At 63.2% G+C, this 16,432-nt stretch carries 15 protein-coding genes; 10 read left to right on the top strand and 5 right to left on the bottom strand.

Translation table 11 applies throughout. From position 1 onward, the window contains the following. Positions 1-17: 17 nt before the first annotated feature. From hslU to ppk1, 10 genes are all read left to right on the top strand, one after another. The gene (hslU, locus tag L1075_RS07300) at positions 18-1,343 is read left to right on the top strand and encodes an ATP-dependent protease ATPase subunit HslU (RefSeq protein WP_040239595.1); all 1,326 of its coding nucleotides are present in this window, start codon (positions 18-20) and stop codon (positions 1,341-1,343) included. Between the two features lie 171 nt (positions 1,344-1,514). Then, positions 1,515-1,898: a gamma-butyrobetaine hydroxylase family protein gene (locus L1075_RS07295; protein ID WP_040239594.1), complete on the top strand. Its 384-nt coding sequence runs from the start codon at positions 1,515-1,517 to the stop codon at positions 1,896-1,898. 98 nt (positions 1,899-1,996) lie between these two features. After that, a complete protein-coding gene (gene ubiE, locus L1075_RS07290) occupies positions 1,997-2,743 on the top strand; it encodes a bifunctional demethylmenaquinone methyltransferase/2-methoxy-6-polyprenyl-1,4-benzoquinol methylase UbiE (protein WP_040239592.1) in 747 nt (248 codons plus the stop codon). A 7-nt stretch (positions 2,744-2,750) separates the two neighbouring features. Further along, positions 2,751-3,401, top strand: a complete 651-nt coding sequence (locus L1075_RS07285; RefSeq protein ID WP_246941165.1) for a ubiquinone biosynthesis accessory factor UbiJ — start codon at positions 2,751-2,753, stop codon at positions 3,399-3,401. Then, the gene (ubiB, locus tag L1075_RS07280) at positions 3,398-5,020 is read left to right on the top strand and encodes a ubiquinone biosynthesis regulatory protein kinase UbiB (protein WP_040239589.1); all 1,623 of its coding nucleotides are present in this window, start codon (positions 3,398-3,400) and stop codon (positions 5,018-5,020) included. Before L1075_RS07285 ends, ubiB begins: the two co-directional genes overlap by 4 nt. Before the next feature lie 71 nt (positions 5,021-5,091). Next, the gene (locus L1075_RS07275; protein ID WP_011505902.1) at positions 5,092-5,430 is read left to right on the top strand and encodes a phosphoribosyl-ATP diphosphatase; all 339 of its coding nucleotides are present in this window, start codon (positions 5,092-5,094) and stop codon (positions 5,428-5,430) included. Between the two features lie 37 nt (positions 5,431-5,467). Further along, positions 5,468-5,743 (top strand): Sec-independent protein translocase subunit TatA, encoded by a 276-nt coding sequence (gene tatA, locus L1075_RS07270; protein ID WP_040239586.1) that lies wholly within the window; start codon positions 5,468-5,470, stop codon positions 5,741-5,743. A 5-nt stretch (positions 5,744-5,748) separates the two neighbouring features. Then, a complete protein-coding gene (gene tatB / locus L1075_RS07265) occupies positions 5,749-6,144 on the top strand; it encodes a Sec-independent protein translocase protein TatB (RefSeq protein WP_246941162.1) in 396 nt (131 codons plus the stop codon). Further along, on the top strand, positions 6,141-6,920 hold the full coding sequence (gene tatC / locus L1075_RS07260; RefSeq protein ID WP_075367939.1) for a twin-arginine translocase subunit TatC: 780 nt from the start codon (positions 6,141-6,143) through the stop codon (positions 6,918-6,920). Before tatB ends, tatC begins: the two co-directional genes overlap by 4 nt. Before the next feature lie 172 nt (positions 6,921-7,092). Beyond that, entirely contained in the window at positions 7,093-9,294 is a 2,202-nt protein-coding gene (ppk1, locus tag L1075_RS07255) for a polyphosphate kinase 1 (protein ID WP_246941159.1), read from the top strand. A gap of 156 nt (positions 9,295-9,450) precedes the next feature. Here the strand turns inward: ppk1 and L1075_RS07250 are convergent, their stop codons facing one another. The 5 genes from L1075_RS07250 to ubiD form a co-directional block, all read right to left on the bottom strand. Then, the gene (locus L1075_RS07250; protein WP_246941156.1) at positions 9,451-11,601 is read right to left on the bottom strand and encodes a PhoX family protein; all 2,151 of its coding nucleotides are present in this window, start codon (positions 11,599-11,601) and stop codon (positions 9,451-9,453) included. Positions 11,602-11,700: 99 nt separating this feature from the next. Further along, positions 11,701-12,771, bottom strand: a complete 1,071-nt coding sequence (locus tag L1075_RS07245; protein ID WP_075367941.1) for a 3-deoxy-7-phosphoheptulonate synthase — start codon at positions 12,769-12,771, stop codon at positions 11,701-11,703. A gap of 509 nt (positions 12,772-13,280) precedes the next feature. Continuing rightward, positions 13,281-13,994, bottom strand: a complete 714-nt coding sequence (gene folM / locus L1075_RS07240) for a dihydromonapterin reductase (RefSeq protein WP_246893966.1) — start codon at positions 13,992-13,994, stop codon at positions 13,281-13,283. Next, on the bottom strand, positions 13,991-14,803 hold the full coding sequence (locus L1075_RS07235) for an NAD(P)H-flavin reductase (protein WP_246941153.1): 813 nt from the start codon (positions 14,801-14,803) through the stop codon (positions 13,991-13,993). Before L1075_RS07235 ends, folM begins: the two co-directional genes overlap by 4 nt. After that, entirely contained in the window at positions 14,793-16,319 is a 1,527-nt protein-coding gene (ubiD, locus tag L1075_RS07230) for a 4-hydroxy-3-polyprenylbenzoate decarboxylase (RefSeq protein ID WP_246893968.1), read from the bottom strand. The genes L1075_RS07235 and ubiD overlap by 11 nt, the downstream gene beginning before the upstream one ends. Positions 16,320-16,432: the final 113 nt, after the last annotated feature.

Below are 16,432 nucleotides of genomic sequence, written 5' to 3'. Positions count from 1 at the left end.
CAGCATAGGGCTCCGTCATGACACAGATGACTCCCCGCGAGATCGTCCACGCACTGGATCAGTACATCATCGGCCAGCAGGAAGCCAAGCGCTCGGTGGCCATCGCTCTGCGCAACCGCTGGCGCCGCATGCAGCTCGACGACAGTCTGCGCGGCGAGGTGGTGCCCAAGAACATCCTGATGATTGGCCCCACGGGGGTCGGCAAGACCGAGATCGCCCGTCGCTTGGCCAAGCTGGCCGGGGCGCCGTTCATCAAGATCGAGGCGACCAAGTTCACCGAAGTGGGCTATGTCGGTCGCGACGTCGAGTCGATCGTCCGCGACCTGGTCGAAATGGCCATGAAGATGGTCCGTGAGCAGGCCAAGGAAGAAGTCGCTCACAAGGCCGAGGACGCCACCGAGGAGCGCATTCTCGACGCGCTTCTGCCCCGGCCGCGTGGCAGCGAGTACGACCATGCCCGCGACGACTCCTCGACGCGCCAGACCTTCCGCAAGAAACTGCGCGAAGGCCAGCTCGACGATAAGGAGATCGACATCGAGGTCACGCCTCAGGGTGGCAACTTCGATATCTCCGCGCCGCCGGGCATGGAAGAAATGACCAGCCAGCTGCAAAGCATGTTCTCCAACATGGGCAAGCAGAAGTCTGAGTCGCGCCGCGTGACCGTCGAGGAAGCCCGGCGCCTGCTGCACGATGAAGAAGCCGCGAAGCTCGTCAACGAAGAGCAGATCAAGAACCGCGCCATCGAAGCGGTGGAGCAGAACGGCATCGTCTTCCTCGACGAGATCGACAAGGTCGCCAAGCGCGGTGACTCGGGCAGCGGCGGCGATGTCTCCCGCGAAGGCGTGCAGCGCGACCTGCTGCCGCTGATCGAGGGGTCGACGGTGTCCACCAAGCACGGCATGGTCAACACCGACCATATCCTGTTCATTGCCTCGGGGGCGTTCCACCTCTCCAAGCCATCGGACCTGATCCCCGAATTGCAGGGTCGCCTGCCGATCCGTGTCGAGCTGCAAGCGCTGACGCCGGCTGACTTCAAGCGCATCCTCACCGAACCGTCCGCCGCGCTGACCAAACAGTACCAAGCGCTGCTGGCGACCGATGGCCTGGACGTGAACTTCACCGATGAAGGCATCACGCGCATCGCCGAGATTGCCTGGCAGGTCAACGAAGGCACCGAGAACATTGGCGCCCGGCGCCTGCACACGGTAATGGAACGCCTACTCGAGGAGCCGTCCTTCCAGGGAGGCGACATGGCCAGCCCGCTGACCATCGATGCCGCCTATGTCGACGAGCAACTCGGCGAACTGGCCACCGACGAAGATCTGTCCCGCTACATTCTCTAGAGCGTGCGCTTCGGGCTTCGGGCCACGAGCCGCTCGAAGCTCGAAGCTCGAAGCTCGAAGCTCGAAGCTCGACAATCATCATGTAGCTCTCCACGCTTGAGTTAAGCGTTTTGCTCATGCATCCAGCCGCGCAGCGGCGCTCTTCCAGCTTCAAGCTCACCGGAGGTGCTCATGTCCGCTCACGTTCCCACGCGCATCCATTACCATCAGAAGGCCCGCGAGCTCGAGCTCGGCTATGCCGATGGCACGTCCTACCGCTTGCCGGCGGAGCTTTTGCGCGTGTTCTCCCCCTCCGCCGAGGTTCGCGGCCACGGCCCGGACACGGCTGTCCTGCAGGTCGGCAAGAAGGATGTCGGCCTCAAGAACATCACTCAGGCCGGGCGTTATGCCCTAAAGCTGCATTTCGACGACGGCCACGACAGCGGCCTGTATAGCTGGGACTACCTCTATGAAATGGCTCGCCATCAAGAGCAATGGTGGGCCGATTACCTGCGCCGCCTCGAGGAGGCCGGTGCCTCGCGCGAGCCTTCCACCATCACCATCAAGGAGTTATAAGACACCCCGGCGTGGCGACAAACGCCGGGGGCGACGTTACAATGCAGCCCCACTTCCACGCACCGCGCGGGCACTCCACGCCTGCCCAAGGAAAGGTCATGGACAAGCGCACGACCCACTTCGGTTATCAGGAAGTTCCGGTCGAGGAGAAAGCCGACCGGGTGGCGCAAGTCTTCCATTCGGTCGCCGCCCGCTATGACGTCATGAACGACCTCATGTCGTTCGGCGTGCATCGCCTCTGGAAACGCCTGACCCTCGAGCGCGCCGGTGTGCGCCCCGGTCATCACGTGCTCGACATCGCGGGCGGCACCGGCGATCTGGCGCTGAAGTTCTCGCGCCTGGTCGGTCCTCGTGGTCGCGTGGTGCTCGCCGACATCAACGCCTCGATGCTGCGAGTAGGCCGCGACAAGTTGCTCGACAACGGTGTCGGCGACAATGTCGAATACGTGCAGGCCAATGCCGAAGCGCTACCCTTCGCCGACAACAGCTTCGACTGCATCACCATCGCCTTCGGCCTACGCAACGTCACCGATAAAGATGCCGCACTGCGCTCCATGACGCGCGTGCTCAAGCCTGGCGGCCGCCTGCTGGTACTGGAATTTTCCAAGCCGGCGAGTGCCGCGTTGTCGCGCCTCTACGACGAATATTCTTTCCGCGTCTTGCCGCGTATGGGTGAATGGGTCGCCCAGGACGGCGAGAGCTATCGCTACCTGGCCGAATCGATTCGCATGCACCCTGACCAGGAAACCCTCAAGGCGATGATGGAAAACGCCGGGCTCGAACGTGTCGAGTACACCAACATGACCGGGGGCGTCGTCGCCCTGCACCGTGGCATCAAACTATGAGGCCGTCATGCCGGTGATGTTCACCACCCTGCTGGCCAGCGCGGAAACGCTGATCAACGGACTTCTGGCACACGATCCCGCCTCGCCCGCGCGATTGTCGCAGCTTGCTGGACAGCGCATATCGCTGCGTCTCGAACGTCCGGCATTGGCGGTGTTGGTGCATTTCGACACCCATGGCATCACCCTGCTCGTCCAGCACGACCCCGATGAGGCCGATAGCGACGTGGTCGTCGAACTGGACGCCGAGACCTTGGGCGCACTGCTGGGTGGCGAACGTGTCGAGGCGCTGATGTTCGCCGGGAGGCTGTCGGTGCGTGGCCGCACCCATGTACTGGAACGCGCCAGTCAGTTGCTCAGCGATCTGGAGATCGACTGGGAAGCCGAACTGGCGCACCGGCTAGGCGACATGCCGGCGCATAGCCTGTCGCAAGGCTTGCGACGCCTGAACCGCTTCGGTCTACGCACGCGCGGCGAGTTGCGACGCGACGTGCATGAATACCTGACCGAGGAAGCGCGACTACTCCCCAGTCGCACGCAATGGGACATCGCTCGCGAACACCTGACGCAACTGGGCCTGGCCACCGACCGACTCGAGGCACGCCTGGACCGGCTGGTTCGCGAAATCGAACGTCGCCGACAGGAGGAACACGCGTCGTGAGTTTGCGGCTGTTTCGTATTGCCTGGGTGATCGCGCGTTTCCGCCTCGACACCCTGATTCCTGCAGAGCGCCTCCCCGGCATACTGCGCGTGTCGATGAAGCTCTCGCCACTGCGCTTGCTCCCCACCGGCCCACATACCCGAGGCAAGCGCCTACGTCTGGCACTCGAAGCCCTGGGCCCGATCTTCGTCAAGTTCGGCCAGATGCTCTCCACCCGCCGTGACCTGCTACCGCCGGATATCGCCGACGAGCTCAAGCGTCTACAGGATCAGGTGCCGCCGTTTCCCGGCGAGCAGGCGCGCGCGCTGGTCGAGGAAGAGCTCGGCATGGACATCGATGCCGCCTTCGCCGAATTCACCCACGAGCCACTCGCCTCGGCCTCCATTGCCCAGGTCCACTGCGCACGCCTGCACAGCGGCGAAGACGTAGTGGTCAAGATCATCCGCCCCAACATCGATGGCGTGATGCGCAAGGACATTGGCCTGCTGTATACCTTCGCGCGCCTGCTCAAACGTGTTCCCGAAGCCAAGCGGCTACGCCCCGTCGAGGTCGTTGCCGACTACGAAGCAACGCTGTTCGATGAGCTGGATCTGCACAAGGAAGCGGCCAACACCTCACAGCTCAAGCGCAACTTCCGCGACTCGCCGCTGCTTTACGTGCCAGCGATTCATTGGTCACTGACACGCAAGCAGGTGATGGTCCAGGAGCGCATCCACGGCATTCCAGTGGCCGACATGGACGCTCTGCAAGCGGCCGGCATCGACTTGCGCCGACTCGCCGAGCGCGGTGTGGAGATCTTCTTCACCCAGGTGTTTCGCGATAATTTCTTCCATGCCGACATGCACCCCGGCAATATCTTCGTGTCCGCCGACAATCCGCACGATCCGCAGTACATCGCCATCGACTGCGGGATCGTCGGTAGCCTGACCCGCGAGGACCAGGATTACCTGGCCCGCAACCTGCTCGCCTTCTTCCGCCAGGACTACTACGAAGTAGCCGTGCTGCATATCGAATCGGGCTGGGTCGGCGAGGACACGCGCGCCAATGAGTTCGCCGCCGCCATTCGCGCCGTCTGCGAGCCGATTCTCGAGAAGCCGCTCAAGGATATTTCCTTCGGCCAGGTGCTGCTGGGGCTGTTCCAGACCGCGCGACGCTTCAACATGGAAGTCCAACCACAATTGGTGCTGTTGCAGAAAACGCTACTCAATATCGAAGGGCTCGGTCGCCAGCTGTACCCGGACCTGGACTTGTGGAGCACCGCCAAGCCTTACCTAGAACAGTGGATGAAGGAACGGGCCGGGCCGCGCGGCTTCTGGGATGCCTTGACCAAACACGCGCCTGAACTCTCGCGACAGTTACCCGAGCTGCCAGTGCTGGCCCACCAGGCCCTCGCCCGAAGCGAAGACAGCCACCGCCAGCAGCGCCAGCAAACCGAGGCGCTCAATGCCTTGCGGCGGCGCTTGCGCGGTGCCGGGACGCGCGCGCGGCGACTGCGTTTCGGGGCCTTGCTGATCGCCGTGGCGCTGGCCTGGCAGCCCCTCTGGGAATGGGCGCATAGCCAACCCTGGCCGGTGCTGGTCGCCGCCGCGCTCGGCCTGCTACTTATCGCCTGGCGTTGACGTGGCACCGCATCACGCGCCATCTTGCTTACCATCCACCCATCGCCATACGATAACGAGACCGTCACATCATGAGTGATACGCTTGCCCAGCTCGCGGACGTCTTGGCCGCACGCCGCCACGCCGATCCCGAGAGTTCCTATGTCGCCAAGCTTCACGCAAAGGGACTCAACAAGATTCTGGAGAAGGTCGGCGAGGAAGCCACCGAGACTCTGCTGGCCGCCAAGGATGCCGAGCACGGCGACGACGCGACACGTCAAGCAGTAGTCGCCGAAACGGCCGACCTGTGGTTTCATAGCCTGGTGATGCTGTCGCATCTGGACATCGATCACCAAGCCGTGCTGGATGAGCTGGCCCGTCGCTTCGGCGTCTCCGGCCTCGACGAGAAGGCGGCACGACAATCACGCTAATCGGCTCGGCCGTACCCGAGCATGAAGGAGAGCTTCCATGTTAGGTGGCATCAGTATCTGGCAACTGCTGATCGTTCTCGGCATCGTCATCCTGATCTTCGGCACCAAGAAGCTGCGTAATCTGGGCAGCGATCTCGGGGGCGCCGTCAAGGGATTCAAGAGCGCAGTCGGCGAAGAGGAACAGAAAAAAGCGCACGACGACGAGGACACGACGCAGCAGCGTGTCGAGCATGAGGCGAACGACGAGACGCTCGACACGCAATCGAAAGCCTCGCAATCGTCCAAGGCCGACGAAACCTCTGAGCGGAAGTAACCACCATGTTCGATATGGGCTTTCTCGAACTGATGCTCATCGGTGTCGTGGCCCTATTGGTGCTAGGACCAGAGCGCCTGCCCACGGCGGCGCGCACCGTGGGTCTGTGGATCGGCAAGATCAAGCGCACGGTGTCCGGCATGCAGCGCGAAATCAACGCACAGCTGGAAGCCGAGGACCTGCGCCAGAAGCTCAACGAGCAACAACGCAAGCTCGACGCCGGGCTGCACAAGGTCCGCGATGGGGTCGAACGTCACGCCGACGACACCGATACGCATCGCACCGGATCACGCCGGGGCCAGGCGGCGCCTAAACCGGAGGATGGCGCCCCGGCGGCGCGTACCGCCGCTTCCCAGGAAACACCCGACGCCTCGTCCGCCAAGGATTCCAACGCCCCATGAGCGATACACCGCCCCGCGAACCGGAGGAGCACGCCCAGACGCCCTTGATCGAACACCTGATCGAGCTGCGTTCGCGGCTGGTCAAGGCGGTGGCGGTGATCGTCGTCATCTTCGCTGCGCTTTACGCTTTCTCCAACGACATCTACAGCTTCGTCGCCGACCCTCTGATGGCGCTCTTGCCCGAAGGCTCGCAGATGATCGCCACCGAAGTGGCCTCGCCTTTCCTGGCGCCCTTCAAGCTGACGCTGTTCACGGCCTTGTTCATCGCCGTCCCCTTCGTGCTCTATCAGGCCTGGGCATTCATCGCACCGGGCCTCTACCGGCACGAAAAGACGTTGGCATTTCCTCTACTCGCCTCGAGTATCCTGCTGTTCTACGGTGGCGTGGCTTTCGCCTATTTCGCGGTCTTTCCTCTACTGTTCGACTTCTTCGTCCACACCGGGCCGGAGAACGTCACGGTAATGACCGATATCAATCAGTATCTCAATTTCGTGCTCAAGCTGTTCTTCGCCTTCGGTGCGGCCTTCGAAATCCCCATCGCCACTTTTCTGCTGATCTGGACCGGCGCGACCAGCGTCGAGAGTCTCGGCAAGAAACGCCCCTACGTGATCGTCGGCTGCTTCGTGGTCGGCATGATGATGACGCCCCCGGACGTGGTCTCACAGAGCCTCCTCGCCGTCCCCATGTGGCTGCTGTTCGAGGTTGGTATCCTCTTCGGTCGCCTGGTACCGCGTCACCGGAACGATGCCGAAGACGAGGCGCCCCGCGAAAACTGATCTCCGACACGCGGGCCACGCTTGGTCCTTCCTCACCGTTGATTGACGCGTGTCGTGCCCTGTTTCATGCGTATACTGAAGGCGCCCGGTCGTCACTGTCACATGCCTGTCACAGATGGGTGTCATGCTTCCGGGGCAGCGGTTGGTCACCAGCGACGACAGGGAGCTCATGATGGACGACACGCGCTCTTCCGATGTTCCCCTCGGTAGCGACAATGCAACCTCTCAAGAGGCCGGTGAAACGCCCCCACTTCGCGTCAACCGCACGCGCACGGGCATTCACGCCAAGCCCGCGCCGTTTCCCGAGGCCGATCTTGACGATCCAGCGCTGTATTTCAATCGCGAGCTGTCGCATCTGCAGTTCAATATCCGCGTGCTCGAGCAAGCCCTGGATCCTTCGCATCCACTGCTCAACCGGTTGATGTTTCTGCTGATCTTCTCCTCCAATTTGGACGAGTTCTTCGAGATTCGTGTGGCGGGCCTCAAGCACCAAGTCGCTCTGGCCCGCGAGGAGAGCGGTGCCGATGGCCTGCCTCCGCGCCAGGTACTGGCCGAAATCTCTCGCATCACGCACGAGCAGGTCGAACGCCAATACCATATTCTCAACGAGACGCTGATCCCGGCACTCGAGGAGCAGGGGCTGCGCTTCCGGCGACGCACGCAGTGGACCGAGGCGCAGGCCGCGTGGGTGCGCGAGTATTTCGCCGAAGAGATCATGCCGGTGATCAGTCCCATCGGCCTCGATCCCTCGCACCCCTTCCCGCGACTGGTCAACAAGAGCCTGAACTTCATCGTCGAGCTCGAAGGCACCGACGCCTTCGGTCGTGAGGGGGGCATGGCCATCCTGCCAGCGCCACGCTCGCTGCCACGCTTGATGCGTCTGCCGAGCGAGCTGTGCGAGTCAGGCTACACCGAGTACGTGTTTCTCTCCTCGATGATCCATGCCCATGCCCAGGAGGTCTTCCCCGGCATGGAAGTGCGTGGCTGCTACCAGTTCCGCCTGACGCGCAACGCCGATCTGGCCGTCGACCCCGAGGACGTCTCGGATCTGGCCTCGGCGCTGCGCGGCGAGCTGCTGGCACGGCGCTACGGCAGCGGCGTGCGCCTGGAAGTCGCCGACAACTGCCCCGATCAACTCTCGCGCTTCCTGCTGACCCAGTTCGAACTCGAGGCGGCGGATCTCTACCGTGTATCCGGCCCGGTCAACCTGACCCGCCTGATGTCGGTACTCAGCGACGTCGACCGCCCGGACCTTTTGTATCGCACCTTCACGCCGGGATTGCCGCGTCAGGTCAAGAGCGATGTCAGCCTGTTCACCCAGATCGCCCAGAGCGACATCTTGCTGCATCATCCCTTCCAGTCCTTCTCGCTGATCGAGGACTGGCTTCAAGAGGCGGCCGACGATCCCGACGTACTGGCGATCAAGCAGACCCTCTACCGGACCGGCGCGGACTCGCCCATCGTCGGCGCTCTGGTCAATGCGGCGCGCAACGGCAAGGAAGTCACCGTGGTCATCGAGTTGCGCGCCCGTTTCGACGAGGCCGACAACCTGGCACTGGCCTCGCGCCTGCAAGAAGCCGGCGCCATCGTCATCTACGGCGTCATGGCCTACAAGACGCATGCCAAGATGCTTCACGTGGTACGCCGCGAACGCGGCGCCTTGCGCTATTACGCGCACCTGGGCACCGGCAACTACCACTCCAAGACCGCCAAGCTGTATACCGACTACAGCCTGCTCACCGCCAACGAAACGCTCTGTGAAGACGTGCATATGGTCTTCCAGCAACTCTCGGGGATGGGCAAGCCGCGCCAGATCGATACGCTCCTACACGCGCCGTTCGTGCTGCACGACCGCCTGGTGGCCATGATCGACCGCGAAGCGCGTCACGCCGAAAAGGGCCAAAAGGCGCAGCTGATCATCAAGTGCAACTCGCTGACCGAGCCGCAGTTGATTCGCGCGCTCTACCGCGCCTCGCGCGCCGGTGTGCAGTGCGATCTCATCATTCGCGGCATGTGCTGCCTGCGCCCCGGGGTCGAGGGCGTCTCCGAGAACATTCGGGTGCGCTCGATCATCGGTCGTTTCCTGGAGCACACCCGGGTGTTTCACTTCCACAACGGCGGCAAGCCCGAGACCTGGTGCTCCAGCGCCGATTTCATGGAGCGCAACATGTTCCGCCGCGTGGAGACCTGCTTCCCACTGCTCGACAAGAAGCTCGCCCAACGGGTGCGCAAGGACCTGGCCACCTACCTAGTGGACAACTGTCAGAGCTGGGAGCTACAAACCGACGGCCGCTACCGTCTCCTCGATGCCGGCGACGCCGAACCGATCAGCGCCCAGGAAACCTTACTCTATGCTTATGCCGCCAAGCCCTGAACTCGTAGCTCGTAGCTCGTAGCTCGTAGCTCGTAGCTCGTAGCTCGTAGCTCGTAGCTCGTAGCTCGTAGGCAGTATGCCAAGTTCCTCCCCTGGAACGACAAACCCTCCGAGGTTATGCCTCGGAGGGTTTGTCTTCCCGCCTCACGCCGTCAGTTATACCCCGACCTGCCCACCATCGGCCTTCTGGATTACCACCGTGGCCGCCCGTGGACGTACGCTACCGGCAGTGGCGCGCGAGGCGTCCTGCATCGCGGCATCGGCATCCGCTGGCCAATTGCCGGGATGCTGGATGTTGATGAACAGCGCCGTCTTGTCCGGTGTGGCGAAGATGCCGGTCACCTCACAGTCATTGGGGCCCACCGCAAACCGTTTGAGTTGCTGCTGGTTGGCGGCCCCCACCACCGACGCCTGGCCGCTCTCGCGTGACAGTGCCGCCGGCACCACCGCCAGCACCTGGTCGTTGGTCTGCTCGGCGACACCGTCGTAGCCATTGTCGGTCTCTATCCACAGAATGCCCTGGTCGTCACCGCGGTCGTCGTACCATAGACCATCGGGGCTGGCGAACTGGTTGCGCTCGGTCAACCCTGACAGGTTGTCGGCATCGTCTGCGGCGGCGCCGAACACGAACACCTCCCAGTCGAAACGCGTGGCGTCGTCGCCCCGCTCCCGCCAGCGGATCACCTGTCCCGCCTCGTTGTCGGCACGCGGATTCGCGGCATTGGTGGGGGCCGTGGCATACCCCACGCCTGCCGCGTCGATGGCGTCGCCTTCATTGGTGAAGGTCGGCGCCGAGTCGGCGGCAGTGCGCTGGGAATTGTTGGTCAGCGTCATGTAAACCTCGCCCGAGCTCGGGTCGACGGTCCCCCATTCGGGACGGTCCATCGGCGTAGCGCCGAGCAGGTCGGCGGCGTCGCAGGTATGTACGATGACGCCTGCGCGATCGCCTTCCGCCAGCGACAAGGCCGCAGCCAGCGTGCGACCGTCCGCCACGCGCGTGTCCGGCTCGAGTGCCAACCATTCCCCGCCACCATCGGCATCGAAACGGGCAACGTAGAGGGTCCCCTGATCCATGTACTTGGCACCCAATGCCAGGCGGTCATACGCCTCGCCGGGACGGTTGGCATCTGCCGGGTCCCACTTGGCGTCGGAAACGAACTTGTAGATGTACTCGTTACGGGCATCATGCCCGGAATAGAAGACCACCGGCTCACCGGCGACCAACTTGCCCGGCCAGCAACCCTCGTGTCGAAAGCGTCCCAGCGCGGTGCGCTTCACCGCACGGGATTGGCCATTGTATGGATCGATCTCCACGATATAGCCGAAGGTCCGCGTCTCGTTGCGATAATCATCCCGTGGCCCCTCACCATGCGGTGTGACATCGAAACGCGCGAACTCGTCATCGCGCTCACCGTCAACGCCGGCGGCGGTCTCCCAACCATAGCGGCCGCGTTCGGTGGGCAGCCCCAGGCGCGCATCATCGATATTCAACTCGCCGCGATTGACGAAGACCTCGGGCCAGTTCTCTTCGCAGGTCAGGTAGGTGCCCCAGGGCGTGAAGCCATTGGCGCAGTTGTTGTTGGTGCCTCGCGTGCGCGTGCCATACGGGGAGTAACGGGTTCTGACGTACTCGCTACCGGCCACGGGGCCTGCCAAGTCCATCGGCGTCGCGCTGGTGAATCGGCGATTGTGGGCGTCACCGGCCACATGCGACCAGCCGCCTTCCGCCTGCTTGCGCACCCGCACGATGGTGACGCCATGAGCATTGATCTCGGTACGCACCTCGTCGGCCGGACGCTGACCACTGTCGGGATTCGTCGGCCCGCCACGCGGCGCCCAGAGCGCGTCCTGGTCGATGTACTCGTTGTTGAGGGCGAGCAGGAAGTCGCGCGAGGCATGTTGCTCGCTCAAAGGGAAAGCATGCATACCATCGTGATGCATACCCACGCTGCGGGCCTGTGCCTCGGCGGTCATCTCTTGCTCGCGATGCCAAGCCGGCGCCTGATCCTCCAGCGGCGTGCCCCAGGGAATCAGCACCTGGGCGGTGTAGCCCTCGGGCACTACCACGGCATCGGTACGCGAGCCACGCAGCGACTCGAACGCCAGCGCCAGCGGCGTCTTGCGGGTACCACTTTCCTGCGCACTGGCCAGGTTGAGTCCGCCAATGCCACCCAACATGCCCACGGCGGCCAGGCTCAGGCCGCCGCGCATGATGTCACGCCGAGAAACGTGGCGTGCCAGTACCGACGAGAACGGTTCGTTATCGCTGCGGTTGAAGTTGTGCTGGGTCTCGATTTCCTTGCTCATGGTCTCTCCTCACGGCGTTCCACCGACACTCCGTCATGTCGGAACATGCTGTGAGGTCATATCCTGAACCGCCGATATGACAGTGCCATGAAGCGCCGCTCAGGCACAGGCATCGCGCAACCGCTCGGCGGCCAATGTCAGCAGATGCTCGGTGCCGTCCCAGCCCAGGCAAGCATCGGTGACGGAGACGCCATAACGCATGGCACCCGGCTGCAGCGACTGCTTGCCTTCATATAGGTGGCTTTCCAGCATCACGCCGACCAGATCGCGATCGCCGGCCAGGCGCTGCTCGAGCACATCGAGCATGACCTCGGTCTGGCGGCGGTAGTCTTTGCGCGAATTGGCATGGCTGCAGTCGACCATCAGACGCGGCGTGATGCCGGCGCTCTGTAGCGTGCGGCGACAGGCACGAACCGAATCCGCATCGTAGTTGGGCTTGCCATGCCCACCACGCAGCACCACGTGGGTATGCGGATTGCCGTCGGTCTCGCGCATCGCCGGACGGCCGGCATCGTCGAGGGCGAAATGACGGTGCGGGTGCGCAGCGGACTGCATCGCGGCAACGGCGACATCGACGCTGCCGTCGGTGCCGTTCTTGAAGCCCACCGCGGCCCGCAGGCCACTGGCGAGTTCACGATGGATCTGCGACTCGGTGGTGCGCGCACCGATGGCCACCCAACTGAGCAGGTCTTCCAGGTACGGCGCAGCCATCGGCTGCAGCAATTCGGTGGCCACGGGCATGCCCAGAGCGGCGATGTCACGCATCAAGCGCCGCGAGACCTCCAGGCCTTGCGCCATATCGTCACTGCCATCCAGGTGCGGGTCATAGGCGAGGCCCTTCCAACCTACGGTGGTACGCGGCTTTTCGACATAGACACGCATGACCATCAGCAGACGGTCGTCGAGGCGCGCGGCGAGCTCACTGAGCTTTTCGGCGTATTCCAGCGCCGCGCGCGGATCGTGGATCGAGCAGGGCCCCACCACTACCAGCAGGCGGTCGTCACGCCCGTCGAGAATGGCCTGAATCTCGCCACGCTGGCGTTCGATCTGCTCACCGAGGGCGTCTTCCAGCGGCAGGCGCTGCTTGAGCTCACCCGGCGTGGGCAAGGGCTGATGAGAGGGTGCCGTGGCGACATCGGGGCGTTGGGGCATCGTCAAGGGTGCGTTCATGTCGAGTCTCTTGTCTGGACTGTCCGTCACGAGCGGACAGCGGAACTTCGTGTTCGGCGGACGCCACCCAGCGTTTCACGGTCGGAGGTGGCAGCTAAGGCCGACCGGACGTCGCTAAATCGCCAATAATATAGTGCCTGCGTGCTCTGCCATGCGCCGCCGATCTCGAACATGTTTCGCTCCCGTGTCATTCGTCAAAAAAAGGGGGGATTAAACGCAAAAACCCCCGGTCGGGTTGCCGACCGGGGGTTCGAAGACGCTGGAGGCAACCCGGGGTGGGGCGTGCCTCGCGGCGTATCAGGTCATGTGACCCTACCGCCGGGCACGCCGGGGCTAAACCAATACCAATAGCTAAAGCCAAAGAACGCACGCACAGCGTTTTCCACTACCTGAACCGGCAGGGAATGCGTGCTTGCGGTGGCTGATGCTATCGACATGGGTTGACTCCAAAACATGCTCTCATCCTACACGGCTGTCGCGATTTGACAAGCCCACGGCGGGGCTATCGCTCATCGCAGGTGACGGCCACCGTCGACGGGCAATATCGCGCCCGTAACGAAATCGTTGTCGAGCAGATACCGCAGTGTCTGATAGATGACGCCCGGCCCCGGCACCTTGGCCATCAACGACTTGGCCTTGGCCTTCTCGACATAGGCGTCGTCGTCATCGTCATTGAGCATGACCAGGGCCGGCGCGATGGCGTTGACCTGAATGCTCGGCGCGTACATGGCGGCAAACGACAGGGTTAGATTGTCCAACCCCGCCTTGGTGGCCGCATAGGCGGCATGCTTGCGCGATCCCTTCTGACTGACGTAATCGGTCATGTGGATGATGTCGCGCTGCGGTTCTTGGCAGGCATCGAGTAGTTCGCGGGCATGCAGGTTAATCAAGTACGGAGCCTGCATGTGCACGCGAAACAGGCGTTCGAAATTGGCGCCGGCATCGTCATCAAGGCTGTCCGGCGCCCAGTCGCTGGCGTTGTGGACGATGGCGCGAAGCGACGATGTCTGTGCCTTCAGGCGGGCGATGAAGTCGAGGATGCCCGCCTCGCTCGAGAAATCCGCCTGCAGGGTCACGGCACCACGCCGACGCAAGACGTCCAATGCCTCGCGCTCGCGGCGATAGCTCAATATCACCGGCTGACCATCGTCGAGCAGACGCTCGACGCAATGCCGCCCCAAGCGCTGGGCGCCACCGGTGACGAGAATCGGCGATTGGCTCATGTGTCGCCCTCCGTGCGGCGTTCCCCGGGTGACAGCGGGGCTTCTTCGCTAACCTCTTCCGGCAGGGGGATCAACGGTACGCGCGGCGCATAGGCGAAGACATCGGAAAACACTCGCTCGGGGTCGAGCCCCAGCGGTGCCAAGGTGTCGATGCAGGCGTACACCATGCCCGGCGAGCCGGACAGGTAGACATCGTCGCCGGAGATGTCACCGTGGTACTCGGCAAGCACCTCGTCGATGCGGCCGATGTGCCGCGTCACGCCGGCCGGCGCGCTCAGCGCAGGCTCGCTGTCCTCGACCACGGTATGCACGTCGAGGTGGGGATGCGTGGCGGCCCATTCGAGCGCCAGGCTTTCCAGGTACAGGTCACGGGGCGACTTGACCGCCCACCACAGCCGAATCGGGCCCGGGTGCTCGTTGGCCAGGGCCGCCTCGACGATGGCTTTCATCTGGGCGAAGCCCGTGCCCGCCGCGATCAGCGTCAGCGGCCGCCGGCTCTGGGTATCCAGCACACAGCCGCCATTGGGCAAGCGCACCGTCAACTGAGCGGCCTGCACGAGCATCTCGCGCAGGCGTGCCGAATTGCTGCGTTCCGGCCAATGCTGGACGTGCAACTCGATGATGCCATCATCGACATGGGCGTTGGCGATGGAGAACGGCACCCAGATATCCTCGTCGAGCTTGAGTTCCAGGTACTGGCCGGGGGCATGCGCGATGGCTTCGCGGCGCCCCGCCAGGTGGACGCGAAATACGTCGGCCGTCAGGTCTTCGACCGATTCGACATGGCAGGTCAGCGTCTTAGGCGTCATCGTGTCCTCGTTCGTCGCTCTGGGGCGAATGTCGGGGGGCCGGTGGTGGCGTAGCGATACCGTATTCCTCCCAACGCGCGTCGACACGCCGCTTGACGGCATCGTCCATGACGATGGGTGTGCCCCACTCGCGGTCGGTTTCGCCCGACCATTTGGTGGTGGCATCGAACCCCATCTTCGATCCCAGGCCCGCCACCGGCGAGGCGAAATCGAGATAGTCGATGGGCGTATTCTCGACCATGACCGTATCGCGCGCCGGATCCATGCGCGTGGTGATCGCCCAGATCACGTCTTCCCAGTTGCGCGCATCGACATCATCATCGAGCACGATCACGAACTTGGTGTACATGAACTGACGCAAGAAGCTCCAGACGCCCATCATCACGCGCTTGGCGTGGCCCGGGTACTGCTTTTTCATGGTCACTACTGCCATGCGGTAGGAACAGCCTTCCGGCGGCAGGTAAAAATCGATGATCTCGGGAAACTGCTTGCGCAGGATCGGCACGAACACTTCGTTGAGCGCCAGGCCCAGGATGGCGGGTTCATCCGGTGGTCGCCCGGTATAGGTGGAATGATAGATCGGATCGCGGCGGTGAGTGATGCGCTCCACGGTGAAGACCGGGAAGGTTTCGACCTCGTTGTAGTAGCCGGTGTGATCGCCATAAGGGCCTTCCGGCGCCGTATCGTCGGGGTAGAGGTAGCCCTCGAGCACGATTTCGCTAGACGCCGGCACCTCGAGATCGGCATGGCCGCACTTGACCAGTTCGGTGCGCGAGCCGCGCAGCAAACCGGCGAAGGCGTATTCGGAAAGACTGTCCGGCACCGGCGTTACGGCGCCGAGAATGGTCGCCGGGTCGGCACCCAGCGCCACCGCCACTGGGAACGGCTCGCCAGGGTGCGCTTGCTGCCATTCCTGGAAATCAAGCGCTCCGCCGCGATGCGACAACCAGCGCATGATCAGGCGATTCTTGCCCAGTTTCTGCTGGCGGTATATCCCTAAGTTCTGGCGCTCCTTGTGGGGCCCCTTAGTCACCACCAAAGACCAGGTCACCAGCGGCGCCACATCGCCCGGCCAGCAATGCTGGATCGGCAGTTGATCGAGATCGACATCGTCGCCTTCGCGGATCACTTCCTGGCATGGCGCCTTGCGCAGCGTCTTGGGCCCCATGCTCATCACCTGCTTGAAGATCGGCAGCTTTTCCCAGGCATCGCGGAAGCCCTTGGGCGGTTCCGGCTCCTTGAGAAACGCCAGCAGTTCGCCGACCTCACGCAGAGCAGCGATCGAATCCTGGCCCATGCCCAGCGCGACACGCTCCGGCGTCCCGAAAAGATTGCCCAGCAAAGGCATGGCGTGGCCTTTGACGTTCTCGAACAAGAGCGCCGGCCCGCCCGCGCGCAGCGTGCGATCACAGATCTCGGTGATCTCCAGATAGGGATCGACCTCCGCCGTGATTCGCTGGAGCTCGCCACGTTCCTCCAGCGCCGCGATGAAATCACGCAAGTCCCGATACTTCATGTGGTTTTCCGTGCCAAAACGCGAAAAGGGCAGCATAACATGCCGCCCTTCATTTTCGTTTCTGCTGCGAAGCCTAGATGTAGCACTGATCGCATTAATGCAGAGCATCGGAC

Origin of the sequence: Chromohalobacter beijerinckii (assembly GCF_023061185.1) — a bacterium.
Taxonomy (GTDB): Bacteria; Pseudomonadota; Gammaproteobacteria; order Pseudomonadales; family Halomonadaceae; genus Chromohalobacter; species Chromohalobacter beijerinckii.
The sequence above is the reverse complement of the archived record's forward strand: the minus strand, read 5'-3'. Positions and strand labels throughout refer to the sequence as shown.

Coding starts and splice junctions, on each gene's coding strand:
- hslU (WP_040239595.1), top strand. CDS start 18: ATGACACAGATGACTCCCCGCGAGATCGTCCACGCACTGGATCAGTAC.
- L1075_RS07295 (WP_040239594.1), top strand. CDS start 1,515: ATGTCCGCTCACGTTCCCACGCGCATCCATTACCATCAGAAGGCCCGC.
- ubiE (WP_040239592.1), top strand. CDS start 1,997: ATGGACAAGCGCACGACCCACTTCGGTTATCAGGAAGTTCCGGTCGAG.
- L1075_RS07285 (WP_246941165.1), top strand. CDS start 2,751: ATGCCGGTGATGTTCACCACCCTGCTGGCCAGCGCGGAAACGCTGATC.
- L1075_RS07275 (WP_011505902.1), top strand. CDS start 5,092: ATGAGTGATACGCTTGCCCAGCTCGCGGACGTCTTGGCCGCACGCCGC.
- tatA (WP_040239586.1), top strand. CDS start 5,468: ATGTTAGGTGGCATCAGTATCTGGCAACTGCTGATCGTTCTCGGCATC.
- tatB (WP_246941162.1), top strand. CDS start 5,749: ATGTTCGATATGGGCTTTCTCGAACTGATGCTCATCGGTGTCGTGGCC.
- tatC (WP_075367939.1), top strand. CDS start 6,141: ATGAGCGATACACCGCCCCGCGAACCGGAGGAGCACGCCCAGACGCCC.
- ppk1 (WP_246941159.1), top strand. CDS start 7,093: ATGGACGACACGCGCTCTTCCGATGTTCCCCTCGGTAGCGACAATGCA.
- L1075_RS07250 (WP_246941156.1), bottom strand. CDS start 11,601: ATGAGCAAGGAAATCGAGACCCAGCACAACTTCAACCGCAGCGATAAC.
- L1075_RS07245 (WP_075367941.1), bottom strand. CDS start 12,771: ATGAACGCACCCTTGACGATGCCCCAACGCCCCGATGTCGCCACGGCA.
- folM (WP_246893966.1), bottom strand. CDS start 13,994: ATGAGCCAATCGCCGATTCTCGTCACCGGTGGCGCCCAGCGCTTGGGG.
- L1075_RS07235 (WP_246941153.1), bottom strand. CDS start 14,803: ATGACGCCTAAGACGCTGACCTGCCATGTCGAATCGGTCGAAGACCTG.
- ubiD (WP_246893968.1), bottom strand. CDS start 16,319: ATGAAGTATCGGGACTTGCGTGATTTCATCGCGGCGCTGGAGGAACGT.